Origin of the sequence: Mesorhizobium sp. M0909, assembly GCF_040319515.1 — a bacterium.
Lineage (GTDB): Bacteria > Pseudomonadota > Alphaproteobacteria > Rhizobiales > Rhizobiaceae > Mesorhizobium.
In genome coordinates this window covers 124,356-147,024 of record NZ_JAMYOA010000009.1, presented here as the reverse complement: position 1 = coordinate 147,024, position 22,669 = coordinate 124,356, and the positions used below count along the sequence as shown (strand labels likewise).

General features: G+C 62.2%; 31 protein-coding genes. 12 read left to right on the top strand and 19 right to left on the bottom strand.

From position 1 onward, the window contains the following. Positions 1 to 9 precede the first annotated feature (9 nt). Positions 10 to 654 (bottom strand): 50S ribosomal protein L25/general stress protein Ctc, encoded by a 645-nt coding sequence (locus NKH83_RS16420; protein WP_023719196.1) that lies wholly within the window; start codon positions 652 to 654, stop codon positions 10 to 12. A gap of 391 nt (positions 655 to 1,045) precedes the next feature. Between NKH83_RS16420 and NKH83_RS16415 the strand changes: the two genes are divergently transcribed. Further along, on the top strand, positions 1,046 to 1,432 hold the full coding sequence (locus tag NKH83_RS16415; RefSeq protein ID WP_352805798.1) for an NAD(P)-binding domain-containing protein: 387 nt from the start codon (positions 1,046 to 1,048) through the stop codon (positions 1,430 to 1,432). Next, positions 1,429 to 2,307, top strand: coding sequence for an NAD(P)/FAD-dependent oxidoreductase (locus tag NKH83_RS16410; protein ID WP_352805795.1), 879 nt, complete (start codon positions 1,429 to 1,431; stop codon positions 2,305 to 2,307). Before NKH83_RS16415 ends, NKH83_RS16410 begins: the two co-directional genes overlap by 4 nt. A 126-nt stretch (positions 2,308 to 2,433) precedes the next feature. On the opposite strand, the gene NKH83_RS16405 is transcribed toward NKH83_RS16410, so the two are convergent. Then, positions 2,434 to 3,669 carry an MFS transporter gene (locus tag NKH83_RS16405; RefSeq protein WP_352477963.1) on the bottom strand — a complete coding sequence of 412 codons (1,236 nt, stop codon included), beginning with the start codon at positions 3,667 to 3,669 and terminating at the stop codon, positions 2,434 to 2,436. Positions 3,670 to 3,799: 130 nt separating this feature from the next. Between NKH83_RS16405 and NKH83_RS16400 the strand changes: the two genes are divergently transcribed. Continuing rightward, positions 3,800 to 4,666 (top strand): AraC family transcriptional regulator, encoded by an 867-nt coding sequence (locus NKH83_RS16400; RefSeq protein ID WP_352477962.1) that lies wholly within the window; start codon positions 3,800 to 3,802, stop codon positions 4,664 to 4,666. Between the two features lie 114 nt (positions 4,667 to 4,780). Here the strand turns inward: NKH83_RS16400 and NKH83_RS16395 are convergent, their stop codons facing one another. From NKH83_RS16395 to lgt, 6 genes are all read right to left on the bottom strand, one after another. Beyond that, on the bottom strand, positions 4,781 to 5,716 hold the full coding sequence (locus NKH83_RS16395) for a ribose-phosphate pyrophosphokinase (RefSeq protein ID WP_254819191.1): 936 nt from the start codon (positions 5,714 to 5,716) through the stop codon (positions 4,781 to 4,783). Between the two features lie 251 nt (positions 5,717 to 5,967). Continuing rightward, on the bottom strand, positions 5,968 to 6,588 hold the full coding sequence (locus NKH83_RS16390) for a hypothetical protein (RefSeq protein WP_352477960.1): 621 nt from the start codon (positions 6,586 to 6,588) through the stop codon (positions 5,968 to 5,970). A gap of 54 nt (positions 6,589 to 6,642) precedes the next feature. Then, on the bottom strand, positions 6,643 to 7,794 hold the full coding sequence (locus NKH83_RS16385) for a M24 family metallopeptidase (protein WP_023678425.1): 1,152 nt from the start codon (positions 7,792 to 7,794) through the stop codon (positions 6,643 to 6,645). After that, on the bottom strand, positions 7,794 to 8,582 hold the full coding sequence (pgeF, locus tag NKH83_RS16380; RefSeq protein ID WP_352477958.1) for a peptidoglycan editing factor PgeF: 789 nt from the start codon (positions 8,580 to 8,582) through the stop codon (positions 7,794 to 7,796). Before pgeF ends, NKH83_RS16385 begins: the two co-directional genes overlap by 1 nt. Positions 8,583 to 8,721: 139 nt before the next feature. Continuing rightward, entirely contained in the window at positions 8,722 to 9,810 is a 1,089-nt protein-coding gene (locus NKH83_RS16375; protein WP_352477956.1) for a class I SAM-dependent methyltransferase, read from the bottom strand. Next, positions 9,807 to 10,658: a prolipoprotein diacylglyceryl transferase gene (gene lgt, locus NKH83_RS16370; protein WP_352477954.1), complete on the bottom strand. Its 852-nt coding sequence runs from the start codon at positions 10,656 to 10,658 to the stop codon at positions 9,807 to 9,809. Before lgt ends, NKH83_RS16375 begins: the two co-directional genes overlap by 4 nt. A 130-nt stretch (positions 10,659 to 10,788) precedes the next feature. Here lgt and NKH83_RS16365 point away from each other — a divergent pair, with 130 nt between their 5' ends. The 3 genes from NKH83_RS16365 to NKH83_RS16355 all read left to right on the top strand — a co-directional run bounded on the left by NKH83_RS16365 (position 10,789) and on the right by NKH83_RS16355 (position 12,289). Continuing rightward, positions 10,789 to 11,091, top strand: a complete 303-nt coding sequence (locus tag NKH83_RS16365; protein ID WP_352477952.1) for an accessory factor UbiK family protein — start codon at positions 10,789 to 10,791, stop codon at positions 11,089 to 11,091. A 331-nt stretch (positions 11,092 to 11,422) separates the two neighbouring features. Then, positions 11,423 to 11,923 (top strand): type III secretion system chaperone family protein, encoded by a 501-nt coding sequence (locus NKH83_RS16360; RefSeq protein ID WP_023678420.1) that lies wholly within the window; start codon positions 11,423 to 11,425, stop codon positions 11,921 to 11,923. A gap of 6 nt (positions 11,924 to 11,929) precedes the next feature. Continuing rightward, positions 11,930 to 12,289 carry a tRNA-binding protein gene (locus tag NKH83_RS16355; protein ID WP_352477950.1) on the top strand — a complete coding sequence of 120 codons (360 nt, stop codon included), beginning with the start codon at positions 11,930 to 11,932 and terminating at the stop codon, positions 12,287 to 12,289. Between the two features lie 12 nt (positions 12,290 to 12,301). On the opposite strand, the gene NKH83_RS16350 is transcribed toward NKH83_RS16355, so the two are convergent. The 4 genes from NKH83_RS16350 to NKH83_RS16335 form a co-directional block, all read right to left on the bottom strand. Further along, positions 12,302 to 13,324 (bottom strand): glycosyltransferase family 4 protein, encoded by a 1,023-nt coding sequence (locus NKH83_RS16350; RefSeq protein ID WP_352477948.1) that lies wholly within the window; start codon positions 13,322 to 13,324, stop codon positions 12,302 to 12,304. 205 nt (positions 13,325 to 13,529) lie between these two features. Next, positions 13,530 to 14,945, bottom strand: coding sequence for an ATP-binding protein (locus tag NKH83_RS16345; protein ID WP_352477946.1), 1,416 nt, complete (start codon positions 14,943 to 14,945; stop codon positions 13,530 to 13,532). Positions 14,946 to 14,995: 50 nt separating this feature from the next. Continuing rightward, a complete protein-coding gene (locus tag NKH83_RS16340; RefSeq protein WP_023678415.1) occupies positions 14,996 to 15,715 on the bottom strand; it encodes a response regulator in 720 nt (239 codons plus the stop codon). Then, on the bottom strand, positions 15,702 to 16,229 hold the full coding sequence (locus NKH83_RS16335; protein WP_023719182.1) for a MarR family winged helix-turn-helix transcriptional regulator: 528 nt from the start codon (positions 16,227 to 16,229) through the stop codon (positions 15,702 to 15,704). Before NKH83_RS16335 ends, NKH83_RS16340 begins: the two co-directional genes overlap by 14 nt. 244 nt (positions 16,230 to 16,473) lie before the next feature. Between NKH83_RS16335 and NKH83_RS16330 the strand changes: the two genes are divergently transcribed. The 3 genes from NKH83_RS16330 (at position 16,474) to NKH83_RS16320 (ending at position 18,656) form a co-directional block, all read left to right on the top strand. Continuing rightward, the gene (locus NKH83_RS16330; protein WP_352805788.1) at positions 16,474 to 17,367 is read left to right on the top strand and encodes a branched-chain amino acid aminotransferase; all 894 of its coding nucleotides are present in this window, start codon (positions 16,474 to 16,476) and stop codon (positions 17,365 to 17,367) included. Between the two features lie 145 nt (positions 17,368 to 17,512). Beyond that, a complete protein-coding gene (locus NKH83_RS16325; protein WP_254819202.1) occupies positions 17,513 to 17,824 on the top strand; it encodes a hypothetical protein in 312 nt (103 codons plus the stop codon). A gap of 190 nt (positions 17,825 to 18,014) precedes the next feature. Further along, positions 18,015 to 18,656, top strand: coding sequence for an MBL fold metallo-hydrolase (locus NKH83_RS16320; protein WP_352713127.1), 642 nt, complete (start codon positions 18,015 to 18,017; stop codon positions 18,654 to 18,656). A 70-nt stretch (positions 18,657 to 18,726) separates the two neighbouring features. Here NKH83_RS16320 and NKH83_RS16315 read toward each other — a convergent pair whose 3' ends face one another. The 3 genes from NKH83_RS16315 to NKH83_RS16305 form a co-directional block, all read right to left on the bottom strand. Then, entirely contained in the window at positions 18,727 to 19,137 is a 411-nt protein-coding gene (locus NKH83_RS16315) for a BA14K family protein (protein WP_254819204.1), read from the bottom strand. Between the two features lie 193 nt (positions 19,138 to 19,330). After that, positions 19,331 to 19,543 carry a cold-shock protein gene (locus tag NKH83_RS16310; RefSeq protein WP_006202521.1) on the bottom strand — a complete coding sequence of 71 codons (213 nt, stop codon included), beginning with the start codon at positions 19,541 to 19,543 and terminating at the stop codon, positions 19,331 to 19,333. Between the two features lie 225 nt (positions 19,544 to 19,768). Further along, complete coding sequence (locus NKH83_RS16305; protein ID WP_006202520.1) at positions 19,769 to 19,981, bottom strand: cold-shock protein; 213 nt, start codon at positions 19,979 to 19,981, stop codon at positions 19,769 to 19,771. A 498-nt stretch (positions 19,982 to 20,479) separates the two neighbouring features. Between NKH83_RS16305 and NKH83_RS16300 the strand changes: the two genes are divergently transcribed. After that, positions 20,480 to 20,875 carry a Kazal-type serine protease inhibitor family protein gene (locus tag NKH83_RS16300; RefSeq protein WP_254819205.1) on the top strand — a complete coding sequence of 132 codons (396 nt, stop codon included), beginning with the start codon at positions 20,480 to 20,482 and terminating at the stop codon, positions 20,873 to 20,875. Positions 20,876 to 20,885: 10 nt separating this feature from the next. On the opposite strand, the gene NKH83_RS16295 is transcribed toward NKH83_RS16300, so the two are convergent. Genes NKH83_RS16295 through NKH83_RS16280 form a run of 4 tightly spaced genes read right to left on the bottom strand, consistent with a single transcriptional unit; the run spans position 20,886 to position 21,786 of the window. Continuing rightward, the gene (locus NKH83_RS16295; protein WP_254819206.1) at positions 20,886 to 21,110 is read right to left on the bottom strand and encodes a hypothetical protein; all 225 of its coding nucleotides are present in this window, start codon (positions 21,108 to 21,110) and stop codon (positions 20,886 to 20,888) included. Between the two features lie 32 nt (positions 21,111 to 21,142). Beyond that, positions 21,143 to 21,280, bottom strand: coding sequence for a hypothetical protein (locus NKH83_RS16290; RefSeq protein WP_254819207.1), 138 nt, complete (start codon positions 21,278 to 21,280; stop codon positions 21,143 to 21,145). A gap of 45 nt (positions 21,281 to 21,325) precedes the next feature. Next, positions 21,326 to 21,571 (bottom strand): hypothetical protein, encoded by a 246-nt coding sequence (locus NKH83_RS16285; RefSeq protein WP_254819208.1) that lies wholly within the window; start codon positions 21,569 to 21,571, stop codon positions 21,326 to 21,328. Further along, positions 21,568 to 21,786: a hypothetical protein gene (locus tag NKH83_RS16280; protein ID WP_502895579.1), complete on the bottom strand. Its 219-nt coding sequence runs from the start codon at positions 21,784 to 21,786 to the stop codon at positions 21,568 to 21,570. The genes NKH83_RS16285 and NKH83_RS16280 overlap by 4 nt, the downstream gene beginning before the upstream one ends. A 382-nt stretch (positions 21,787 to 22,168) precedes the next feature. Between NKH83_RS16280 and NKH83_RS16275 the strand changes: the two genes are divergently transcribed. Both NKH83_RS16275 and NKH83_RS16270 read left to right on the top strand, forming a co-directional pair. Next, positions 22,169 to 22,351 (top strand): hypothetical protein, encoded by a 183-nt coding sequence (locus NKH83_RS16275; RefSeq protein ID WP_254819210.1) that lies wholly within the window; start codon positions 22,169 to 22,171, stop codon positions 22,349 to 22,351. Positions 22,352 to 22,361: 10 nt separating this feature from the next. Continuing rightward, positions 22,362 to 22,628, top strand: a complete 267-nt coding sequence (locus tag NKH83_RS16270) for a DUF1488 family protein (protein WP_254819211.1) — start codon at positions 22,362 to 22,364, stop codon at positions 22,626 to 22,628. Positions 22,629 to 22,669: the final 41 nt, after the last annotated feature.

Here is a 22,669-nt window from a genome sequence, read left to right as displayed (position 1 = left end):
GGGAAGGGGTTACTTCTCTTCGGCGGCAGGAGCCGCTTCGGGCGCAGCCGCTTCAGTCGTCTCTTCTACCGCCTCCGGCTTCATCGCCGAGGAGCCGGCAATGGTCGCGATGGTGAAGTCGCGGTCGGAGATCACCGGCTTGACGCCGGCCGGCAAGGTGACGGCCGAAATGTGGATCGAATCGCCGATATCGGTGCCGGTGAGATCGATGGTGATGAAATCCGGGATCGCATTCGCCGGGCAATGGAACTCGACCTCGTGGCGCACGATGTTGAGCACGCCGCCGCGCTTGATGCCGGGCGACTTGTCTTCATTGATGAAGTGCACGGGCACGTCGACATTGACTTCGGTGTCCTTGCCGATGCGCAGGAAATCGACGTGGACCGGAAAATCCTTGACCGGGTCGAGCTGAAAATCCTTGGGCAGAACCTGGATCTTGTTGCCGTCGACGTCGATCGTGGCGACCGTGGTCAGAAACCCGCCGCCATGGATCTTGTAGTAGATGTCCTTATAGGTCAGCGCAATTGCCAGGGGAGGCTGCTTGTCGCCGTAAATCACTGCAGGCACTTTACCGTTGCGGCGAACTGCACGGGCGGACCCCTTACCGACCTGTTCGCGCGCTTCGGCCTTGAGCTCGTAAGTATCGTGGCTCATGGCATTTCCTTTCGCGTTGTTCTGGAGCGTTCGCGGCCAGCGTGGCTGGGCCGTAAACGTCGAAAGCCGCCGGGTGGGGCGGCCTTCCGCCGCGTTGCCTCCAAGGGTGTCTACGCGGGTGGCGGCTCTATAGCGGAAGGCGGCGCGAGGTGCAAGCCAAAGGCAGGTATGGGGCAGCATCTCACTGAATTTCGGCTTTGCGCCCTTGGCGGACGTTCAGTTGACAAATCTTCCGCACAGGCGCGACTTACACGAGACACGACATCTTCGTCATCGCCACGCCAAGTGTTGTCATGTTCGATTTGTCAAGCCTGAGAGCAAGCCGTACTGGAAAGCGAACCGTTTACTGATTTCACGAAGTACAATGGGGTGACAGTCAGAGGGGAACGCAATGACGAGCGCAACGGACATTCTTGATGCCGTCGTCATCGGTGCCGGCTGGGCGGGGCTAGGTGTCAGTCATGCGCTGATGCAGCGCGGCTTACGTCACAGAGTGCTGGAGCGACATCGCATCGGTGAGACCTGGCGGACCCAGCGTTGGGACTCATTTCGGATAAATACCGCGAACATCCAAACGGTCATGCCCGGGGATAGCTATGTCGGCTCCGATCCCGACGGCGCAATGACAAGCGGCGAGTTTGTCGCGATGTTGGAGGACTATGCCCGCCGTCATGCCCTCCCGGTGGAAACCGGTACGCCGGTGACCGACCTTGTTGCGAGCGACGGCCTGTACCGGCTTACCATTCCGCGCGGTTCCCTGTGTGCGAGAATGTGGTGATCGCCAGCAGTAACCAGAACTGCCCGGTGCGCCCGTCCTTCTCCGCTTTGTTGCCGCCCGAAGTCCGGCAGATCGACGCATCAGCCTACCGCAACGCATCCGGTCTCGACAGTGGAGCGGTGTTGGTGGTCGGTAGTGCCCAGTCGGGAGGCCAAATCGCCGAGGACTTGGCCCAAGCGGGGCGAACTGTGTTTCTCGCAACGAGCCGAGTCGGCCGGCTGCCCCGAACGTATCGAGGTCGTCACATCAGTGTCTGGCTGGTTCTTAGCGGACTGCTAGACGTGACGCGCAAGGAAATACTTGAACAGGGCCCAATCCCAGGAAGGCCGCTGCAAGGAGCGCTCCATACAATCAGCCTGCAGTCCCTCAGTGCGCAAGGCGTCGTCGTACTGGGTCGGCTCACGGGCGTCGACGACGGCCGCCTCTCGTTCAGCGACGAGGCGGAAGCGCATGTTCGCCATGCGGACGAGGGCTCCGCCAGAGTTCGAAGCCAGATCGACGATTATATCGCGCGCAACCGAATCGATGCCCCCGAGGCTGAGCCGGACCCGGCGGAGACGATTGAAGCGCGTCTGCCCAATCCACCGATCCGATCAATTGATCTCGCGGCGCGGGGGATCACGACGGTGATCTGGTGCACCGGTTTCACTGGGGATTTCGGATGGGTGCGCGTTCCCGATGTGCTCGATCCACACGGCCAACCACTGCACGAGAACGGGTTTGCGAGCGTCCCGGGTGTGTATTTTGCCGGCCTGCCTTTTGCAATCACCCGGCGGTCGGGCACAATATTGGCAATTGCGGAGGAAGCAGCCCTGGTGGCCGACGATATCCAGCGTCGTTTGGTAAGGATCGCCTCCGACCTCCCGATTCAGTGATCCCGACCGCAGACGAATCTCATCCGGTCGGCGGCTCTCTCCTCTCGCGAGATTTGAGCCATTCAAGATGAATGGCCGCGGAGGGTTAAAAGCCGAGGTTCAACCCGACGTGTCACCTGCTCGTGGTCAATGCTCCACCTTCCTGGCTTTCCGCATGTTCGGTAAGAACACCGTCAGTAGCCCGAGCAGCGGCAAATACGAGCAGACCTGGAAGACGAAATCGATGCCTTTCAGGTCGGCGACGACGCCAAGCACGGCGGCGGCGATGCCGCCCATGCCGAAGGCGAAGCCGAAGAAGATGCCGGCGATCATGCCGACGCGGCCGGGCACCAGTTCCTGGGCGAAGACGACGATGTTCGAGAAGGCCGAGGACAGGATCAGGCCGATCAGCACGGTGAGAACCATCGTCCACTCGAAATTGGCGTAGGGCAGGGCCAGCGTGAAGGGCAGCACGCCGACGATCGAGAACCAGATCATCGCCTTCTGCCCGTAGCGGTCGCCGAACGGGCCGCCGAGCAGGATGCCCAGGGCAGAGGCGCCGAGGAACAGGAACAGCATGACTTGCGACATCTGCACCGAAACACCGAACTTATGAATGGAATAGAAGGTGTAGTAGCTGGCAAGGCTGGAAATATAGGCGTTCTTGGTCAGTACCAGCAGCGTCAGCACCAGCAGCGCTCCCATCACCTTGCGGCGCGGGAAGGGCGAGACGAAACCTGCCGCCTTGCGGGTGCCCTGTGCGGCACGCAGGCGGCTGTACCAGCCGCCGACCTGCCACAGCACGATGATGCCGATCAGCGAGCCGCCGGCGAACCAGGCGATGCTGGTCTGGCCGAAGGGCACGACGATGAAGGCTGCCAGCAGCGGCCCCATAGCCTGGCCGAAATTGCCGCCGACCTGGAACAGCGACTGCGCAAGACCGAACCGGCCGCCGGAGGCGAAGCGGGCGATGCGCGAGGATTCCGGATGGAAGATCGCCGAGCCGATACCGATCAGCGAGGCGCCGATGAGGAGCAGGAAATAGTGTCCGGCGTAGGCCAGCACGACCAGTCCGATCAACGAGGAGGCCATGCCGTAGGGCAGCGAATAAGGCATCGGCCGCTTGTCGGTGATCATGCCGATCACCGGCTGCAGCAAGGATGCCGTCACCTGGAAAGTGAAAGTCAAGAGGCCGATCTGCCAGAAATCGAGACCGTAATTGTCCTTCAGCAGCGGATAGATCGCCGACAGCAGCGACTGCATGATGTCGTTGATGCAATGGCAGAAGCTCACCGCCAGGATGACGGTGAAGGCCGTCGCCTGAGCTGAGATGTGGCCGGCCGCTGCCGGCTCGCCCTCGGCGATTGCTGTGGTATCTGTCAAGGCATGCTCCGTGGTCTTTTTGGCGGGCACTTCCGCACGCGGTCTTATGGGGCCGGTTGCCTTATACGTTGCTTGTCACGCGACTTCTTTCGTGGTTTGGTCCAATAGTTTCGCAAGTGGGCCATAGCTGATGCCGCATGGCAGGGAAATGTTTAAAGCGGGCGACGGTGATCTCGGGTTGTTGCATGAGCGTCGCTGGCAATGGCTGGAGCAGGCCGTTGGGCCGGCAGTGGCGCTGCCGACCGAATATCCGGACGGCTACCATGTGCCACGGCACCATCACAGCCGCAGTCAGTTGCTGCACGCGCTGGTCGGGGTCGTGCTGGTAACGACGCGGCATGGGCGCTGGATGGTGCCTCCGGACCACGCGATGTGGATCCCCGCCGGCACCGAACATTCCGTCGAGATGCTGGGCGACGTCAGCATGCGGTCCGTCTATGTGATGCCGGAGGCCATTCCCGGCCTACCGGACGGGTTGCGCGTCGTCGGTATCACCGATCTGATGCACAGCCTGATCGTGGAATCGGAAAAGCTGCCGCAGGGCGCGGAGTTGGAGGGGCGGGGCGGGCTGATCATGAAGCTCCTGCTGCACGAAATCCCGAACCTGCCGGAACGGCCGCTCGGACTGCCGTTCCCGTCCGACGCAAGGCTGGCAGCGCTGTGCCGGCGCTTCGTCTCGGCACCGTCACCGCATGCGACGATCGACCAATGGGCCGCTATCGTTGGCATGAGCCGCCGCTCTTTCACCCGCGCGTTCCACCGCCAGACGGGATTGTCGCTGTCGACCTGGCGTCAGCAGGCCTGCCTGTTCGCGGCGCTGCCACGGCTGGCCGACGGCGAGCCGATCACAAGGGTGGCGCTCGATCTCGGCTATGACAGCGTGCCGGCGTTCATCACCATGTTCAAGCGCATGCTGGGAGCCTCGCCACGCGGTTACATGCGGGGCGCCCGTGATGCTGGCGAAGGTGCGGCGAATAAGCGGTCCGGCTCGGCCTGAGTCGCAGCCCTGAAGCGCGTAGCGTTCGACCGGCCTCATGCGACGCGCTTTGGATTCTTGTTTTCATGCATGTCGTTATCGCAAAACCGCTGCACAGTTTTGCGCGGACATGCATTAATCGAACAGGCTCGACACCGATTCCTCGGTCGCCGTGCGTGAGATCGCCTCGCCCATCAGTTCGGCGATGGAGATGACGCGGATATTGGCGGCGTCGAGCACTGCCTGGGTCGGCTGGATGGAATCGGTGATGACCAGTTCCTGCAGTTTCGAGGCGCCGATGCGGGCGATGGCGCCGCCGGACAAAACGCCATGGGTAGTGTAGGCGGTGACACTGGTGGCGCCGTCGGCAAGCAGCGCATCGGCTGCATTGCACAGCGTGCCGCCCGAATCGATGATGTCGTCGATCAAGAGGCAATCCTTGCCGCGCACGTCACCGATGACGTTCATGACTTCCGATTCGCCGGGGCGCTCGCGGCGCTTGTCGACGATGGCGAGCTGGGCATCGATGCGCTTGGCGAGCGCGCGGGCGCGGACCACGCCGCCGACATCCGGCGAAACCACCATGACATTGGCAAGCTGCTTGTATTTCGCCTTTACGTCGCGGGCCATGACCGGCACGGAAAACAGATTGTCGGTCGGGATGTCGAAGAAGCCTTGAATCTGGCCGGCATGGAGATCCAGGGTCAGCACCCGGTCGACGCCCGCCCTCGTGATCATGTTGGCGACCAGTTTGGCCGAGATCGGTGTGCGCCCCGAGGCACGGCGATCCTGCCTGGCATAGCCGAAATAAGGAATAACCGCAGTGATGCGCTTGGCCGAAGAGCGCATGAAGGCGTCGATCATGATGAGCAGTTCCATCAGATGATCGTTGGTCGGGAACGAGGTGGACTGCAGGATGAAGACGTCCTCGCCGCGCACATTCTCCTGGATCTCGACGAAGATTTCCTGGTCGGCGAAGCGCCTGACGCTGGCCTTGCCCAGCGGAATGTTGAGGTAGCGGGCGACTGATTCGGCCAGCACCCTGTTGGAATTGCCCGCGAAGAGCTTCATGCACCGTTCCTGGCGAAGGATTGAGAGACTCCGATAGCACTCCAGCCTCTTAGTCGGGCTTTTAGCGGCCCGCGCCGGTATTGCAAGCGTCGTGAATGGGAATCCGCCGGCTAATCTCAATAAACGCTTACGGCTTGACGATGCGGCGATAGGTCCACTTCGATGCCGACGGAATCGGGGATAGCTCTATCTTTCAGTCTGAGCATGGTCTCTTCCGAAAACCGGATTCACTTTCGGAATTATGCTCCATGTCAGCCGGCGCCGCCGCCAAGCCACGTGGCGAACTGGTCGATTGTCTGGTCGGCAATTGCCTGCATGGTGGCCGGGGCGACCGCCGCCCAGCCTTCGCCGCCGCCGACAGAGGGCGCTTTCTGCTGGCCGTTGATGCGATGCAGCCGGTTGCCGGCCGGGTCATAGATGTCCCAGACGTAGATGACGGTGGTGTCCTTGCCTTCCGTCATGGTCGAGAAATAGCCCTTGAGCACATGCGTTGGGGTCTGGTCGGTGCTGCCGGCCAAGGTGATGCCGCGCTGCCTGGCGCGTGTCTGAAGCTCGGCGGTCAGCGGTGTCGCGGCTTCTACCGAGGCGCCGACGATCGGCGCCACCTGCAGCCGGGTCCGCGCAATGGCAGCCGCGCTTTTGGCGGGTGGCACGGCTGCTGCAGCCGAAGGCTGCGCTGTATCTGCCGTTTGCGCGGTGCCGGCAGGCCGAGCCGGAGTTGCGGGGGGCGTTGCGGCACTTCCGGCTCCGGAGAGCGATTGCGTCGATTGCGGGGCAATGGCCGACGGTTCGAGAACGTCCTTCGCATTGGTGCAGGCCGCCAGCGCCAGCGCCACGAGCAATGACACGGTCGTCACATGCGATCGTCTCATTAGCCTGAAAACTCCTTGGCGACGAACGCCCCTCACACTCTTTCCATTATGGATTCACTGCACGATCAAGTCGAGATCATGGCGGGACAGCGGCTTAGGCTGGGATTCGGTCGTCAGATAGGTACGGCCAAGCGTCATCGCGGTTTCGGTTTCGGAGTCCATGATGATCATATGGGCGAACAGCGTCATGTTCGGCGCAATCGGTTCGGGATTACCCTGATAGAACATCGGCATGTCCATCCAGGACGGGGTGAAGCGGGCGCCGAGCGAATAGCCGCAGGCATTGAGCCGGTGCTTGGTCAAATTGTGGGCTTCGAGGGTGCGGGCATGGGCGTCGAACACGTCGCCGAACGTATTACCGGGCGTCATCGCCTTCTCGACTGCAAGTAGCGCGGCGCGGGCGGCATCGAACAATTCCTGGTGGCGTTTCGATACCTTGCCGGTCAACACCGTGCGCATCATTGCCGCATGGTAGTGGTGGAAGACACCGGCCCATTCGAGCGTCAGCTGGTCGTTCTTGGTGAGCTTGCGGCGGCCGGCTTTGTAGCGGCAAAGCAGGGCGTCGACGCCGGAGCCGATGATGAACTCGTTGGCCGGATAATCGCCGCCGCCGGCAAAGATCGCACCTTGCATGGCGGCGAGGATCAGCGCCTCATCGCCGCCCTGCTTGATCAGCGGCAGTGCTGCGTCCAGCGCGTCGTCGGCCAGATTTGCGGCTTTTTCCGCCTTGGCGATTTCTGCCGGGCTCTTGAACAGCCGTAGCCGACTGACAATGCCGGAGGCATCCGCGATCTGCCCGAAGGTCTGCAACTGCTCGTCGAGGCGCCGGCCATTATAGGCCGTCAGGCCGTGGGTGTCGTATTCGACGCCGATGCGGGCGCCGAGCAGGTCGAGTTCGTTGAGCAGATTGCGCAGGTCGACCGCCGGATTGGCGCCGTTACGATCCGTCCACAAAACGATGTTGTCGATGATCGAGGTGTGGCGCGCCTGGCGCAAGTCGGCCGAACGCGTCAGCAGCACCATCGAGCCGTCGGCCTTGACCACCAGGCACTGGAAAAAGCAGAAGCCGAAGGTGTCGTAGCCGGTTAGCCAATACATGCTTTCCTGGGCAAACAGCAGGACGGCGTCGAGCTTCTTTTCAGCGATCTCGATCATCAGTCGATCGCGCCGCGCGTCGAATTCCGAGCGTTCGAAATGCAGCGCCATCAGTCAGCCTCCAAAACGATTGCCGAAACCTGCCGCCCGTAGTCGGGCTCGTTGCGATGCGTGCTGCGCCGATAGGAGTAGAAAAGCTCTTCCTCGGCATAGGTGCAGCGGCCAAGTCCTTCGGCGTTGACGCCAGCCTTGGTCAGCCGGTCGACCGTGTAGCGGTTGAGATCGAACATCGCATGTCCGGCATTTGCAGAGGGCACGAAATAGCGAGCATTGCCGGCATCGGCGTCGACGAAACGGGCGACGAATTCCGGTCCGACTTCGTAATTCCGTGGGCCGATCGAAGGACCGAGCACTGCGACGATGCAGTCGCGCCGGGCGCCGAGGCTTTCCATTGCCGCAACGGTGTTTTCCAGCACTCCGGTGAAAGCGCCTTTCCAGCCGGCATGGGCGGCGCCGATAATGCGCGCCTCGGCGTCGGCGAAGAGGACCGGTCCGCAGTCGGCGGTCGAGGCACCGACGGCAATGCCTGGCCGGTCGGTGACAATGGCGTCGGCCTTGGGCCGCTCGCCGGCAAAAGGCTCCCTGGCAATGACGACGTCCGGCGAATGAACCTGGTGAGCGGTCAGCAGATGGTTTGCAGGCACGCCCATCCATTCGGCGACCCGGCGGCGATTTTCGCACACCAGCGTCTGTTCGTCGTTCGAACCGGTCCCGATGTTGAGGCCCCGGTAGATGCCGCTGGAAATGCCGCCGACTCGCGTGAAGTAGCCGTGGCGGATGCCTTGCGCCGTTTCCAGCAAGGGCGACCGAACGGGATCCGGTTTGGTCTGATTCAGCATGGCGGCTTTGTTGTCCGTATGGGCGATTTCGTCAAGCGAGTTGAAGGGGCGCAGTTGAAGGCTGGTCGGTTGAAGGCTGGCGAAGTTGATGTCGGGCGCTAGTCGGAGACGGGAGAGTGAGAGAGGCGGCAGCGAAAAGTCAATCCGTGCTTGGAAACGGCGGAACGGCAATTCCTGCGGGGAGGACGGCAAGCACCTTGAAGAGTTCGCCCATGCCCTGCGGGCCGGCGAGGCGCTCGACGTCGGCCGCGATCTTTTCGCGAGCTGCCTCATCGGCATTGGCGCCGAGTCGGCCAGCCCGTTCGAGAAGCCCCATCTTGAGCAGGAATTCACCTTGCGTGGAGAGGTGGGCATCGAGGCCGTGTGCCCGAACGGTGGCCGCGAGGGCGGCGAAATCGACATGGGCGGTGACATCGGCCTGCCCCGGATTGGCCAGCACGTCCTCATGGCCGTGCTTGCGCAAGGCCTGCAAGGTGTCGCCGATCCCGGGCTGGAGGTGACCGTAGTCGAGAAAAAGGCCGGCGCCGCCAAATCCGGCAAGTCGCCCGGCGATTGCCGCCATAAGGGCAGCGCGGGCTGGCGCCACCTCGACGATGGCACCTTGCGGCGCATTCTCGGCACCCTCCGGCAGCAGCATCGGGTCGAGCGAGCCGGCGCCGACGAAAAAGCGCAGCCGGTTCGCATCGTCGAGACCGATCATCCGTTCGCGCCAGCCGGCTCCAGCGCGGACGAACTGCCGGATGGGCAGCGCGTCAAACAGCTCGTTACCAACAATCAGAAGCGGCCCCTGCGGCAGCGTCTCGACGGCCTCATGCCAGGCGATGGTGGCCGACGTCCCGGCAAGCGTCCGTTTCTGGACCTCGGTCAACCGCGGACTGGTCTCGATCAAGGCGAACGATGCGCTGGCGGTAAGCGTCGGATCGAGCCGCGAAAGCGTGCGCAGCATATCTCTCATCAGCGTGCCGCGGCCGGGGCCGATTTCGGCGATGGCAACCGGCGTCGGCCGGCCGATCGCCAGCCATGCCTGATAGAGCCAGACAGTGACCAGCTCGCCAAACATCTGGCTGATCTCCGGCGCGGTGACGAAGTCGCCAGCGGCGCCAAACGGCTCGCGTGTCGTATAATAGCCGTCCTTCGGATCGAACAGGCAGAGCGCCATGTATTCGCTGATGGGGATCGGTCCCACCGCACCGATCAGCTCGGCGATGCGGGTCTTCAGCCGCGTCATGCCGGCTGCGGTTTTGTCACCGGCTTGGCTGTAGCCATGGCCCAGATGCCGGCCAGCACCATCGGCAGTGACAGCACCATTCCCATGGTCAGCCAGCCCGTGCCAAGGAGGTAGCCAAGCTGCTGGTCGGGCTCGCGAAAGAATTCGACGAAGATGCGCGAGGCGCCATAGCCGGCGATGAAGGCGCCGCCGACGAAGCGCGGCGTCTTCAGCTTGAGCCTGGAATGGGTGAGGAAGCGCAGGATCAGGAACAGCACCAGGCCTTCGAGCAGCGCCTCATAGATCTGGCTCGGATGGCGTGCAAATGGGCCGCCATTGGGGAATTCGAATGCCCATGGCACGTCGGTCGGTCGGCCCCATAGTTCGGAATTGATGAAGTTTGCCAGGCGAACGAGGCCAAGCCCTACCGGCACGCCGGCGGCAACCACGTCGAACAGCGACCATGTGCGGATGCCGCGAGACCGGGAAAACAGCGTCATTGCGAGAATGACGCCGAGCAGGCCGCCATGAAACGACATGCCGCCCTGCCAGACGGCGACGATATCGAGCGGATTGGCAATGTAGCGCGGCAGGTCGTAGAACAGCACGTAGCCGGTGCGTCCGCCGAGCACCACACCGATGGCTGCCCAGACGATGAAGTCGTCGAGGTCGACCGGCTTCATCGGCAGGGTGCCGTCGGGCCAAAGTTTTGGGTTGGTGACGAGGCGTTTGGCATACCACCAGGCGAACAGAATGCCGACGATATAGCCGACGCCGTACCAATGCACCGCCAGTGGTCCGATCCGGACGATGACCGGGTCAATGTTGGGAAAGGGCAGGGCGGCCAGCGGCAGCAAATATTCGCTCAACAGGGTCTCCAGGTTCCAATCAGGTTCGGGCGCGGACCATGCGGCAGGCTTTTGGCGGGGTCAAGGCAAGCATATGCTTGCATTCCGAATGGTGCGCCACTACGTCAATTCAACCAAGCGAGGATTTGCCATGGCGACCGGACCGAACCGCATTCTCGATGAATTCGCCAAGCTGATGACCGACGCAGCCGGTGCCGCGCAAGGCGTGCGGCGCGAGGTGGAGACCGCCTTCAGGGGCCAGGCCGAGCGCATACTCAACTCCATGGACGTGGTGCAGCGCGAGGAATTCGAAGCCGCTCGCGACATGGCGGCGAAGGCCAGGGAAGAAAACGCCCGCCTCGCCGCTCGCATCGAGGCGCTCGAGGCCAGGCTTGCCGAATTGACCGGTCAAGCAGCGCCTGTGGCTGCGGCAAAGCCGCGTGCAAAAAAATAATCAGAAATAAATCGTTAAACTTTTCCACAAAGCCGGATCGCAAAAAGCGCTTTGTCGTGAATCGCTTACCGGTACTGCGTGAATCTTTGTGACATCGCCTTTCCACATGCGAATGACGCAGTGCGAAAAATTTGGCTGGTCACGCGACTCCCGATCAATAGACTGAATTTGTTGCATGATTCGGAGCAGGGTCATGCGCCGGGCGGTGGGGTCCGGTCCGGGGTCTTTGCGTTGACGAAGTCCTGGCCGTCCGAGTTCTAGGCAGAATTGTTCGAGTGTGCCTCTCCCGCGGAGCGTGTGGTGGCGCTCCCAGAACGACAGGAAGCATTTTATGGAACTTCTCGAACTCGAATTCTCCCGCGAAATCCATCCGGTGGATGTTATCGAGCAGGTGGCGCACAACAACGACTGGTCCTTCGAACGGGCCGGCGACGACGAGATCTCGATTTCGGTTGCCGGAAGCTGGACCGACTACCACGTTTCATTCTCCTGGATGGAGGACTACGAGGCGCTGCACCTGGCCTGCGCCTTCGACATCAAGGTGCCTGAGGCGCGCGCGCTCGAGGTGATGCGGCTGCTTTCGCTGATCAACGAGCAGATGCTGTTTGGCCATTTCGACCTCTGGGAGCAGGAAGGCGCCATCATGTTCCGCCAGTCGCTGCTGCTGGCCGGTGGGGTCGAGCCGTCGAGCCAGCAGGTCGAGGTGCTGCTGTCGTCGGCGCTGGAAGCCTGCGAATGCTATTTCCAGGCGTTCCAGTTCGTCGTCTGGTCGGGGACTTCGGCCAAGGATGCGTTGGCCGGCGTGCTGTTCGAAACCTACGGAAACGCCTGACCGTCGATGAGTTCGAGCAACACGCGAAAACCCGAAATCAGCTTTGCCGATTTCGACCGTATCGACATCCGCGCCGGCACGATCGTAGAGGCCGAGCCTTTTCCCGAGGCGCGCAAGCCGGCGATCAAGTTGAAAATCGATTTTGGTCCCGAGATCGGGGTGAAGAAATCCTCGGCCCAGATCACAAAATACTATACGCCCGAAACCCTGATCGGCCGGCAGGTGTTCGCTGTAGTCAATTTCCCGCCGCGCCAGATCGGGCCATTCATGTCGGAAGTGCTGACGCTAGGCTTTCCCGATGAAGAGGGCGCCGTCGTGCTTGGCGCGATCGAGCGCAAGGTGCCGGACGGAGGCAGGTTGTTCTAGCTGCGCTGTTGCTCACGCAGCCAGTTTACGCATGGTGCCCAGCGCCTCTTCAACCGTTTCCATGAACATTTCCGCGCAGGCCTTCCAGCTGTAGCGCATCGCGCGTTGCCGCGCCTCGGCGCGGTCGACGTGAAGGGCGGCGAGCGCTGCTTGCCGCAGGTCGTCCGATACCGCGCCGCCGATGCCGTCTCCGACGATGTCGATCGGTCCGGTGACGGGATAGGCTGCGACCGGCGTGCCACTGGCCAGCGCCTCGATGATGACGTTGCCGAATGTGTCGGTGCGGCTGGGGAAGACGAAGGCATCGGCCGAGGCGTAGATCTCGGCCAGCTCGTCATTCGGACGATGGCCGAGGAAATGGGCATCGGGATATCTGGCCTTCAGCTTCGCTAGTTCCGGCCCTTCGCCTACGACCACCTTGCTGCCCGGCAGGTCGAGGTCGAGAAAGGCCGGCAGGTTCTTTTCGATCGCGACGCGGCCGACGCAGAGGAAGATCGGTCCGGGAAATCCCAGGTCCTTTCTTTTATCCGGCCGAAAATGATCGGTGTCGACGCCGCGCGTCCACGGCCGGAGCTTGGTGAAGCCGCGCGCCGCAAGATCGTCGGCAAGCGACTGGGTGGCGACCAGCGTTCCCTGTCCTGAATTATGGAAATCGCGCAGCCAGCGATAGGCCCATGCTTCAGGCACCGGTAGGCGTGCGCTCAGATATTCCGGAAAACGTGTGTGATAGCTGGTCGTGAACGGGCGGCCGGCGTTGCGGCAGTAGCGCCGGGCCATAATGCCGAGCGGTCCTTCGGTGACGATATGAACGTGGTCCACCTTGCGCGCCTCGATCAGCCGCGCCACGCGGTGCGGCGTCGTCAGCGCCAGCCTGATATCGGGATAGGTCGGCAGAGGCAGGGTGCGAAAGATGTTGGGCGTCAGGAAATCCGTCTCGACATCGAAGGATTTCAGGGTCTCCGAGAGGCGCTCCAGCGTGTGGACGACGCCGTTGACTTGCGGGCGCCAGGCGTCGGTGACCATCAGGATGCGCATGGCGGTCCCTTGGCGGCAAGCTTGATTGGCTTGCCGCGATGCCTGAGCGGCGACCACGCCGCAGCTCTGGCGTCGCACCGGCGCACCCGGGCAGGCGCGGGGTCGAAATGAGGCCGCAGGGCCGAATCAATCAGGATCGCGCGCTTCATTGGCGCTCTTCACCATGGTTTCATGACGGGCGAATGAAGGCCGGGTCTTGCTGCCGTCAAGCCGGAACCTTGATCACCGCCCGCAAGCCGCCGAGCGGGCTGCGTTCGAGGACGATGTCGCCGCCATGACTGCGGGCAATGTCGCGTGCGATGGAGAGGCCAAGGCCGGTGCCGCTGGCGTCGAGGTTGCGGGCCTCGTCGAGCCGCACGAACGGCTTGAATACATCCTCCCGCTTTTCGGGCGGAATGCCCGGACCGTCGTCGTCGATGGTGACGAGCAGCGAACCGCGTCCATGATTGGCGTTGATCTCCACCGTCTTGGCATAGCGGAATGCATTGCCGACGACATTGGAGAGCAGCCGGGCAAAGGCATTGGGGCGCACGTGGACGTGCGGATCGCCGGTAAGTACGGTCGACAGCTTGCGCTTGCGCAGCGCGGCTTCCTCGCGAAGCTTGTCGAAGAAGGCTTCGAGGTCGAACCGGCCGGCATCTTCCGATGCTTCGCCGCGTGCAAAGGCAAGGTAACCTTCCAGCATCGACTGCATGTCGTCGATGTCCTGGTCGAGTGCCTGGGTGTCGGCCGCCTTGGTCCCGGCCAGTGCCAATTGCAGCTTGAAGCGGGTGAGGATGGTCCTCAGATCGTGGCTGACGCCGCTCAGCATGGCGGTGCGCTGCTCGAGCTGGCGTTCGATGCGTTCGCGCATCTGGATGAAGGCAAAGCCGGCGCGGCGGACTTCCTCGGCGCCGCGCGGGCGAAAATCGCGCGGCATCGGCCGGCCTTTGCCAAAGCTCTCGGCCGCCTCGGCCAGCGTCAGAATCGGCCGGATCTGGTTGCGCAGGAAGGGAATGGCGATCATCAGCAGCACCAGCGAGGTGCCGACCATCCAGATCAGGAAAATATGGGTGTTCGACGCATAGGCCTGGCTGCGGCGCACGAAGACCCGCAGCACCTTGTTCTCAAGCTGGACGCGGACCTCGACGATATTGGAATTGCCGACCGTATCGATCCAGAACGGACGGTTGATCTGGCGGGTGATCTCGGACGAAAGGATCTCGTCGAGGATCGAGAAGAACGGCTTTGGCCCGGGTGGCGGCAGCGGGTCGGGGGGGAGGAGGTCGACCTTCAGCTGCATGCGATCCTGGGCGATGCGGATGACGTTCGCGTAGTCGGCGTCATGCGGATAGGTATCTATCAGGTCGATGATGGCGGCGATGTCGCGCACCGTGGCCTGTGACAGGCGTTGCGTCACGGTCTGCCAATGGCGCTCCATGAAGACAAAGGCGACGACCGACTGCAGCATGATCATTGGCGCTATGACGATGATCAGCGAGCGGGCATAGAGCCGCTTCGGCATGTAAAGCGACACCAGGCGCCAGAAACGGTTCCAGGCGCGCGGCACGGCCTTCAGCGCCCGCGTCGCGCGGGCGCCGAAGCCGCCATCTCCCGGCCGTTCGAGTTGCGTGGTCGCCATTCGTCTTTTCGCTCACCGGGACCCGGCAAAGGGCCGCTGTCGGCGGCATTCTATTCCACGCTGAGCCGATACCCAATACCGCGCACGGTCTGCAGCCAGACCGGATTGGACGGATCGCGTTCGATCTTGCGGCGCAGCCGGTTGATCTGGACGTCGATCGTGCGCTCGCCGACCTCGGATTCGTCGCCGACAAGCTCATGCCGCGGTATCGTCTCGCCGGCACGGGCAGCGAAGATCGCCAGGATTTCCTGCTCGCGGTCGGTCAGCTTGAGCGCCTCTCCGCCGCGCTTCAGCTCACGCCTGGCGATCTGGAACGTATAGGGACCGAAGACCAGCTGTTCGACCTTGGGCGTCGTCGCGGGGCCGCCGCGGCGCAGGATATTGTTGATACGCAGGATCAGCTCACGCGGGTCGAACGGTTTAGGCAGATAGTCGTCGGCGCCGGCCTCGAGCCCGGTGATCCGGCTGTCGGTTTCGGACAGTGCGGTGAGCATCAGGATCGGTACGTTTTTCTCCGCCCGCAGCGCCTTGGTGAGATCGACGCCGCTTTCACCCGGCATCATGACATCGAGCACGATCAGATCGAAGTCGAGGCCGGCGAGCTTTCGGCGCGCCTCGCCGGAATTTCCGGCGACGGTGACGCGAAAGCCGTTTTCGGTCAGATACTGTTTCAGAAGATTGCGGATACGGGTGTCGTCGTCGACCACCAGCAGATGCGGCGCGTCGTCTTCCGGTGCTGTCGGATGATCAACCCTCTCAATGGTCTCCATGGCTTTTCCCTGACATCTTTGCGGGCACAATGTCGATCTGCGCCCTTAGTTCCGGATTGACCATCGCTTCAAGGAACCGTTCGATAACGGCGCGTTCGGTGGCTCCGGAATCTTCCAATGCAGCATGGATGCGGCGCGACTGTGGCCGCGCCAGCGCCAGCGCCAGCGCACGGCCCTTGGCCGTCGGATAAAGCTCGCGCTGGCGGCGGTCGCGAGGGCCCTGCAATTGCACGATATGGTCGGTGTCAATCAGTTGCTTGAGCACGCGCGCCAGGCTCTGCTTGGTGATCTTGAGCACGTCGAGGAGCTCGGCGACCGTCAGGCCGGGCCGGCGATTGACGAAATGCAACACCCGATGATGGGCGCGGCCAAAACCGTAATCGGCCAGGATCTGGTCCGGATCGGAGGTAAAGTCGCGATAGGCGAAGAAGAACAACTCGATGATGGCGAAATCGATGCCGTCCTCGTCGGTGATCGCCGTCCTGATCGGCTCTGCGGCTGCGTGGCTCGTCATCTTTTCTCCGTGTGAAGCAGGAAATTATGTCAGCACTATTGACGTATTTTCCGCGCGATGGTAATTTTTGGCAAGCTTTTCGGCGGATTGCGAACGAAAAGGCAAGCGAAGCCGTTTTTTCCGGAACTTCCTGAGTTTGCCAGACCTTAAATATCCGCCTACGCTTTGAGACAATGGCCGTCCGCAGCGGCCGAGGCGAAACACGCAACGACACTGTGCGGGCTGCCGCCCGCGGGAGGTTACCATGGCATCCGTTCCCTTCGACCAACTGGACGGCTTTATCTGGATGAACGGCGAATTCGCCAAATGGGCCGACGCCAAGATCCACGTCTTGACCCACGGGCTGCACTACGCCAGCGCGGTATTCGAGGGCGAGCGCGCTTATGGGGGCGAAATTTTCAAGCTGACCGACCACACCGAACGCCTGCATGAATCGGCGCGCCTGCTTGGCTTCAAGATACCCTACTCGGTCGCCGAGATCGACGACGCCTGCCGCACGCTGTTGAAGAAGCAAGGTTTCCAGGACGCCTATGTCCGGCCGATCGCGTGGCGCGGCAGCGAACAGATGGGCGTTTCCGCACAGAACAGTCGGATCAACTGCGCCATCGCCATCTGGCAGTGGCCGAGCTATTTCGACCCGGCGCAGAAGCTCAAGGGCATCCGCCTCGACATGGCCGAATGGCGCCGCCCCGACCCGCGCACCGCACCGTCGAAATCGAAGGCGGCCGGCCTCTATATGATCTGCACCATGTCCAAGCATGCCGCCGAGGCCAAGGGCTATGCCGACGCTATGATGCTCGACTGGCGGGGCCAGGTGGCGGAAGCGACAGGCGCCAACATCTTCTTCGTCAAGGACGGCAAGATCCATACGCCCAAGCCCGATTGCTTCCTCGACGGCATCACCCGCCGCACGGTCATCGGCCTTGCCAAGGACCGCGGTTTGGAGGTGATCGAGCGCGCCATCATGCCGGAAGAGCTTGAAGGCTTCCAGCAGTGCTTCCTCACCGGGACGGCAGCCGAGGTGACGCCGGTTTCGGAGATCGGTCCATACCGATTCGAGGTCGGCGAAATCGCCAAGACGCTGATGAATGACTATTCTGCGGCCGTTCAGCCCAAGCACGCAATCGCTGCAGAATAACGAAAGTCACAGCTTTTTTAACTAGTAAGGGCGGTTTTCGGGCCGCCCTTTTTATTTAAGCGCTTCTGCATTTGACTTTCACACAATTCGGCGTCTCATGATGGGGTCGGCCCGGGAGGCTGGCAGCTATGGAGGGACTGGAAATATGGATATGAACACGCTTCTTCCGATCATTATTCAGGTGATTACGGGTATCATCGGTGGTCAGGCGGTTGGCGCGGCTATCAAGACGGCGGCGATGGGGCAGCTTACCAAAATCCTGGGCGGCGCTGTTGGCGGCGTCGGCGGTGCGGCCATCCTCAACAGTCTGCTGGGTGGCGCGGTCGATCCGACAGCCGCGGCCACGGCGGCAGGGGCAGGCAGCGCGTTGAACATTTCAAATATCGTTGGCGGTGCCGGCGGCGGCGCCATCCTGACCGGCATCATCGGTGCGGTCATGAACGCGATGAAGAAATAAGCTTTGACGTTTCAGGGTTTTAAATGGGCGGCTTCGGCCGCCCATTTCGTTTTCCGTTTTGCGTTTTTCCGTTTGCCGTTTGTGGAGCGGTGGACGCCGTTCGCGTGTGTCTCTACATCAGGGTAAGGTTAGGGCTTTCCTGACGCGTTCGAGGGGGCGCGCAGCGCTCCGACAGCGTGAAAGGACGAATATGGGTCAGCTCAACGCCGGCATCGTGCCGGTCACGCCGTTCCAGCAGAACTGCACCATTCTCTTCGACATGGACGACAGGCAAGGCGTTGTCGTCGATCCGGGCGGCGACATCGACAAGGTGCTGGCGGCGCTCGAGGACAATGCGATCACTGCCGGCGCGATCTGGATCACGCATGGCCATATCGACCATGCCGGCGGGGCTATGGAGCTGAAGGAGGCGCTCGGTATCGAGATCATCGGCCCGCATGCGGCCGACCGGCCGCTGCTCGCCAATCTCGAGAACCAGGCGAAGCGCTACGGCATCACCGATCCCGTGCGCAACTGTGTCCCCGACCGGTTCCTTGCCGAAGGCGAGACCGTTTCGTTCGGCTCACACGTGTTCGAGGTGCTCCATTGTCCGGGCCACGCACCCGGCCACGTCGTCTACTATAACCGGGCGGCGAAGTTCGCGCATGTCGGCGACGTGCTGTTCCGCGGTTCGGTCGGCCGCACCGACCTGCCGGGCGGCGACCACGCCGCGCTGATCGCCTCGATCAAGGAGAAGCTTTTGCCGTTGGGCGACGACATCGGCTTCATCTGCGGCCACGGTCCCGGCGGCCGTTTTGGTGAGGAGCGGCGGAGCAATCCGTTCCTGATCTGAAACCGCTTGCCGGAAACAAAAAAGCGCGGCCTGTGCGACCGCGCTTTTTTCCGGCAGGAAACTGCCTCCGTTAATTGGCGGTGCAGAAATGCTGTTCGCCGTCATAGCCTGTGAACGTGCCGGTACGCGCGTTGAAGCTCCGGTAGCGGTCCGAGCAGTATTCGTACCAGCCGCGGGTCCAGGGCTCCGCATAGCTTTCGGCATAGGCCACCCGCGGCTGCACGTAATAACGGCGCACCGGGGCAGGCCGGTAGTATTCATCATCATAGGCCGGGTCGTAATAGCGGGGCTGCGGGCTGGCGAGCGCACCGCCGATCAGGGCACCGGCCGCAAGGCCGAGCACGCCTGCCGCAACGGCGTCGCCGTTGCCGTGGTGCCGGCGGTGATGGCGCCATTCATCGGCACTGGCCGCGGGCAAGGTCGCAAGCGTGGTCGCAACGACCGCGGCGGAAAGGATGGCAGTCTTGAAAATTCGGTTCATATCGGTCTCCTTCGTGCCGGCCCGGGTCGTTTTCGGGGGATGCGGTCCGGCTTTAACGAAGACTAATATGGGACCGTGGCTGAACGGGGGCTGAACGAAATTTGGCCAGGCGGGTTCATCCAACTGGGCGATTCAAGCGTGCGGTAAACACCGCAGGCCAGACCGGCCCACGTCCATTCTGTCCAGGGCCGGTTCAGCCGATCGACAGGTTGACGGCTTTCGGACCCTTGCCGCGCTTGTCCGGCTCGGTGTCGAATGTCACTTTCTGCCCATCCTCCAGACCGGGAAGACCCGACGCCTGCACGGCCGAAATATGGACGAAGACATCCTTTGCCCCGTCGTCCGGCGTGATGAAGCCGAAGCCCTTGGCGTGATTGAAGAATTTGACGGTGCCGGTCTGCGGCATGGGAAGCTCCTTTGATCCCACAAGTCCAGTCTCGGGCCGGCAAATGCCCGGACGGAAATTTGTCCTTTATTTTAGTGCCATCGGCAAGAGAAAGTTTTGCGGGTGCCGGCAAGCATCCCAGAACACAAAAGGCGCGACGAAAACCGCCGCGCCTTTATAAAATTCACGTCACACCAAAGCCTTGCAGCATCCTCACACCCGAAAGGACGCGCGGCACGCCGCCGTTCAGGCGGCGCGGAGATTGACCGCTTTCGGACCCTTGCCCATACGGTCGGGCTCGACATCGAAGGTGACCTTCTGACCGTCGACGAGCGTGCGCAGCCCGGAAGCCTCGATCGCCGAGATGTGTACGAACACATCCTTGGCGCCGCCATCGGGCGTGATGAAGCCGAAGCCTTTGGTAGCGTTGAAGAATTTAACGGTGCCGGTCTGGGCCATTGGGGAAACTCCTTCACCCGTGTCAGTCTTGGTGGTTCCGCCCGCCGCCTGGCGCCGTGGGCAAGTCCCGGTGGTTGCTTCGGCAGTCATGCACTGGCGCATGGTAAAACCCCCCGCCGAAAACGGGGCTGTCAGAGATTCACAGTATCGGGGAAAGGTCGTCCAAAACGTTCCGCTCTCCGGGTCGCAAATGCCCGAACACAAAATTTATCGCACGGAAACGTGATGCTTGCAAGATAGAGCCGCGGGCGGCCCAACAGGCGCATCCCGACGCATCGCACCGATAGTCCCGGTTCTCCGCCCGGTCATCGGCCAGACGCAGCCCAGGCATGGTCCAGCAAGCGGGGCCGGTGCTGTTTTGCCTTTGCGCCGGCATACCGCCTTGGTTGGCCATGCCGCCCGTTGCAAACAGGGGTTGCATTTGGCGGCGGAATGACGAGGATCGGCCGGACGCAGGCACCATTTGTGCAGGCACGAGCTTCGAGGGAGGGAACATTCATGCGGTTTCTTGCGGCAATCTTCTCGCGGCAGAGTTTTTCCATCCTGTTCCTGTCGGCAATTCTCGCGGCCTGCACCGTCGTGGTCGATGAGGGGCCGGGGCCGCGCCCGCCACGGCCGGGACCGCAATTCTGCACCAGGCAATATGACCCGGTCTGCGCCAGGCGCGGCGGCGACCGCCAGACCTTCGCCAACGCCTGCCTTGCCGAACGGGCCGGATACCGCATCATCCGTGAAGGCGAGTGCCGTGGCGGTGGTGGCGGCGGGGAGCAGACATTCTGTACCCGCGAATACCGCCCGGTCTGTGCCCGTCGCCATGGCGAACTGCGCACGTTCCCCAATGAATGCGAGGCCCGCGCGGCTGATTATCGGGTCGTCGATGATGGGCCGTGCTAGCGCACCGGCCTCACTGTTCGTCCGGATAGGCACCATCGGCGGGGCCGACGTAGAGCTCGGCGCCGTCCTCGTTGGAGATGCGCAGGCGATCGGGGATCTGCGGCATCATCAGCGTGTGAAGCAGCGTGGCGGCGCCTTGCAGGGCGGCGCGCAGGTTCGGCGCCTCCAACGACACCCGGTCGAGTGTCGCTTCGTCGGCATCGCGCGAGCGGTAGAACTCGATGACGAAATTCAAGCACGCCTCCAGCAGATTGTCTGCGATCGACCCTAGCCTTTGGACTTGGGTTTCGTACCGGTCTCCGCCTGCTTGACCGCCGAGCCGAATGGCGAGGCCGGCTTTGCAGCCACCTTGTCCTTCTTGGGCTTGCGTGTCTCGCGGTTGCTTCGCTGTTGACCCTTGGCCATTTCTGATCCCTCGTGCGTGGGTGGTAATGTCGAGAGTGCTATCGCTCAGCCGGCCGGGTTGTCGACCGGTTCGAGATTGTCTTCCGTGGTGACCCGCTCGTAGGTCTCCTGCTCGCTGCGGATGCGGTATTGCGGCGAGCCGTCCTTGACCGGCAGCCGGCTCTTGATCTGGAACAGCTCCGCGGTCTTTTGGACAAGGCCGATGCGGCTCTTCATGCGGACGGTCTGGCCGACGGTGAAGATATGCGACGGCGTATCCGTGCGCCGCGCACTCTGCTGGAAGCGGATCATGTAACGTTCTCCTGATCGTGCCGAAGCGCTGCTTCGAGTTCGGCGTGGTCGACGGCGACAAGCTGGCTGGTCGGGCTTTTCACCGTCCTTGACGGCAGATGGATGAAAGTGGCGACGCGGCGCCAGGCAAGCCACGACATGCCGTCGATCAGTTCCTCGTCGTGGTCGATGTCATAGTCGCCGGCCGGCTGCACGCCATCTAGCCCGCCAAGCACGAAAGGTGCCGCGAAACGCGATGGAATGAGTGGTGCGGGCAGACATTCTTGTGCCTTGAAGTTTCTTTCCGGCCTGGCCCTGAAAACGGGGCCTGGATTGCGGTATCGGGTATCGGCGATTTGTATGAGTTTTGGCGGGCCGAGAACCCCTGACGCCGCGAGGGGACCAAGCACGGCCCAAAAACGGTTCCATACCAATATTCTGAAAATGCGGCTTATTCAAGAAGATTCCGGCTTTTTGCCGCTACCAACGTAAAATTACTTTTCTATGGTTATTTGCGAAACGATGATACGGTGCCGGGCATCTCAAAAATTGTTTGAAGAAGTTCCGGAAGAGTTCCTCCGGCATTTGTGTTTATTTAGGTATGAAGGGAATAGAGTCATGAGTTCCGTAAGAACACCGAATGTCCCGACAGTTGCAGTCGATCCTGTCGTCAAGCCGACAAAGGTCATATCGCCGCGCCTCACGATAAGAAGCGACGAGGCGGCAAGGCGAAGGATTGCCGACACCGACGGCACGGTGCGGCGGGCGCGCCAGCTTGCCGAAAGCAACCGCCTGATTTGACGCGCAAGCCATGACACTCAATTTTCCCAACCCCAGCCGCTCCTACGACGCTGCAGCCAAGCGCGTTCGTTTCGTCGGGCATGACGGCATGTTCGAAGTCCCGTTCTTTATCGAGGTTACGGCACTTTCGACGGTAAACCCGGCTGCAAGCGGAGCCGAAGCCGAATTCCTCAGTGCCTTCGACGCCAAGCGTTCATCGATCCACGATATTGCGCGCGAAGCCTACTCGCACGGCCGCAAGAACATGTATGTGCTGACGCCGGCCGACTTTCGGTAAGTTCCCCGGGTTCGGAGGTTTGCTTCGTAGCAACCGCCGTC

Coding starts and splice junctions, on each gene's coding strand:
- NKH83_RS16420 (WP_023719196.1), bottom strand. CDS start 654: ATGAGCCACGATACTTACGAGCTCAAGGCCGAAGCGCGCGAACAGGTC.
- NKH83_RS16415 (WP_352805798.1), top strand. CDS start 1,046: ATGACGAGCGCAACGGACATTCTTGATGCCGTCGTCATCGGTGCCGGC.
- NKH83_RS16400 (WP_352477962.1), top strand. CDS start 3,800: ATGCCGCATGGCAGGGAAATGTTTAAAGCGGGCGACGGTGATCTCGGG.
- NKH83_RS16395 (WP_254819191.1), bottom strand. CDS start 5,716: ATGAAGCTCTTCGCGGGCAATTCCAACAGGGTGCTGGCCGAATCAGTC.
- NKH83_RS16390 (WP_352477960.1), bottom strand. CDS start 6,588: ATGAGACGATCGCATGTGACGACCGTGTCATTGCTCGTGGCGCTGGCG.
- NKH83_RS16385 (WP_023678425.1), bottom strand. CDS start 7,794: ATGGCGCTGCATTTCGAACGCTCGGAATTCGACGCGCGGCGCGATCGA.
- pgeF (WP_352477958.1), bottom strand. CDS start 8,582: ATGCTGAATCAGACCAAACCGGATCCCGTTCGGTCGCCCTTGCTGGAA.
- NKH83_RS16375 (WP_352477956.1), bottom strand. CDS start 9,810: ATGACGCGGCTGAAGACCCGCATCGCCGAGCTGATCGGTGCGGTGGGA.
- NKH83_RS16365 (WP_352477952.1), top strand. CDS start 10,789: ATGGCGACCGGACCGAACCGCATTCTCGATGAATTCGCCAAGCTGATG.
- NKH83_RS16360 (WP_023678420.1), top strand. CDS start 11,423: ATGGAACTTCTCGAACTCGAATTCTCCCGCGAAATCCATCCGGTGGAT.
- NKH83_RS16355 (WP_352477950.1), top strand. CDS start 11,930: ATGAGTTCGAGCAACACGCGAAAACCCGAAATCAGCTTTGCCGATTTC.
- NKH83_RS16350 (WP_352477948.1), bottom strand. CDS start 13,324: ATGCGCATCCTGATGGTCACCGACGCCTGGCGCCCGCAAGTCAACGGC.
- NKH83_RS16345 (WP_352477946.1), bottom strand. CDS start 14,945: ATGGCGACCACGCAACTCGAACGGCCGGGAGATGGCGGCTTCGGCGCC.
- NKH83_RS16340 (WP_023678415.1), bottom strand. CDS start 15,715: ATGGAGACCATTGAGAGGGTTGATCATCCGACAGCACCGGAAGACGAC.
- NKH83_RS16335 (WP_023719182.1), bottom strand. CDS start 16,229: ATGACGAGCCACGCAGCCGCAGAGCCGATCAGGACGGCGATCACCGAC.
- NKH83_RS16330 (WP_352805788.1), top strand. CDS start 16,474: ATGGCATCCGTTCCCTTCGACCAACTGGACGGCTTTATCTGGATGAAC.
- NKH83_RS16325 (WP_254819202.1), top strand. CDS start 17,513: ATGGATATGAACACGCTTCTTCCGATCATTATTCAGGTGATTACGGGT.
- NKH83_RS16320 (WP_352713127.1), top strand. CDS start 18,015: ATGGGTCAGCTCAACGCCGGCATCGTGCCGGTCACGCCGTTCCAGCAG.
- NKH83_RS16315 (WP_254819204.1), bottom strand. CDS start 19,137: ATGAACCGAATTTTCAAGACTGCCATCCTTTCCGCCGCGGTCGTTGCG.
- NKH83_RS16310 (WP_006202521.1), bottom strand. CDS start 19,543: ATGCCGCAGACCGGCACCGTCAAATTCTTCAATCACGCCAAGGGCTTC.
- NKH83_RS16305 (WP_006202520.1), bottom strand. CDS start 19,981: ATGGCCCAGACCGGCACCGTTAAATTCTTCAACGCTACCAAAGGCTTC.
- NKH83_RS16300 (WP_254819205.1), top strand. CDS start 20,480: ATGCGGTTTCTTGCGGCAATCTTCTCGCGGCAGAGTTTTTCCATCCTG.
- NKH83_RS16290 (WP_254819207.1), bottom strand. CDS start 21,280: ATGGCCAAGGGTCAACAGCGAAGCAACCGCGAGACACGCAAGCCCAAG.
- NKH83_RS16285 (WP_254819208.1), bottom strand. CDS start 21,571: ATGATCCGCTTCCAGCAGAGTGCGCGGCGCACGGATACGCCGTCGCAT.
- NKH83_RS16275 (WP_254819210.1), top strand. CDS start 22,169: ATGAGTTCCGTAAGAACACCGAATGTCCCGACAGTTGCAGTCGATCCT.
- NKH83_RS16270 (WP_254819211.1), top strand. CDS start 22,362: ATGACACTCAATTTTCCCAACCCCAGCCGCTCCTACGACGCTGCAGCC.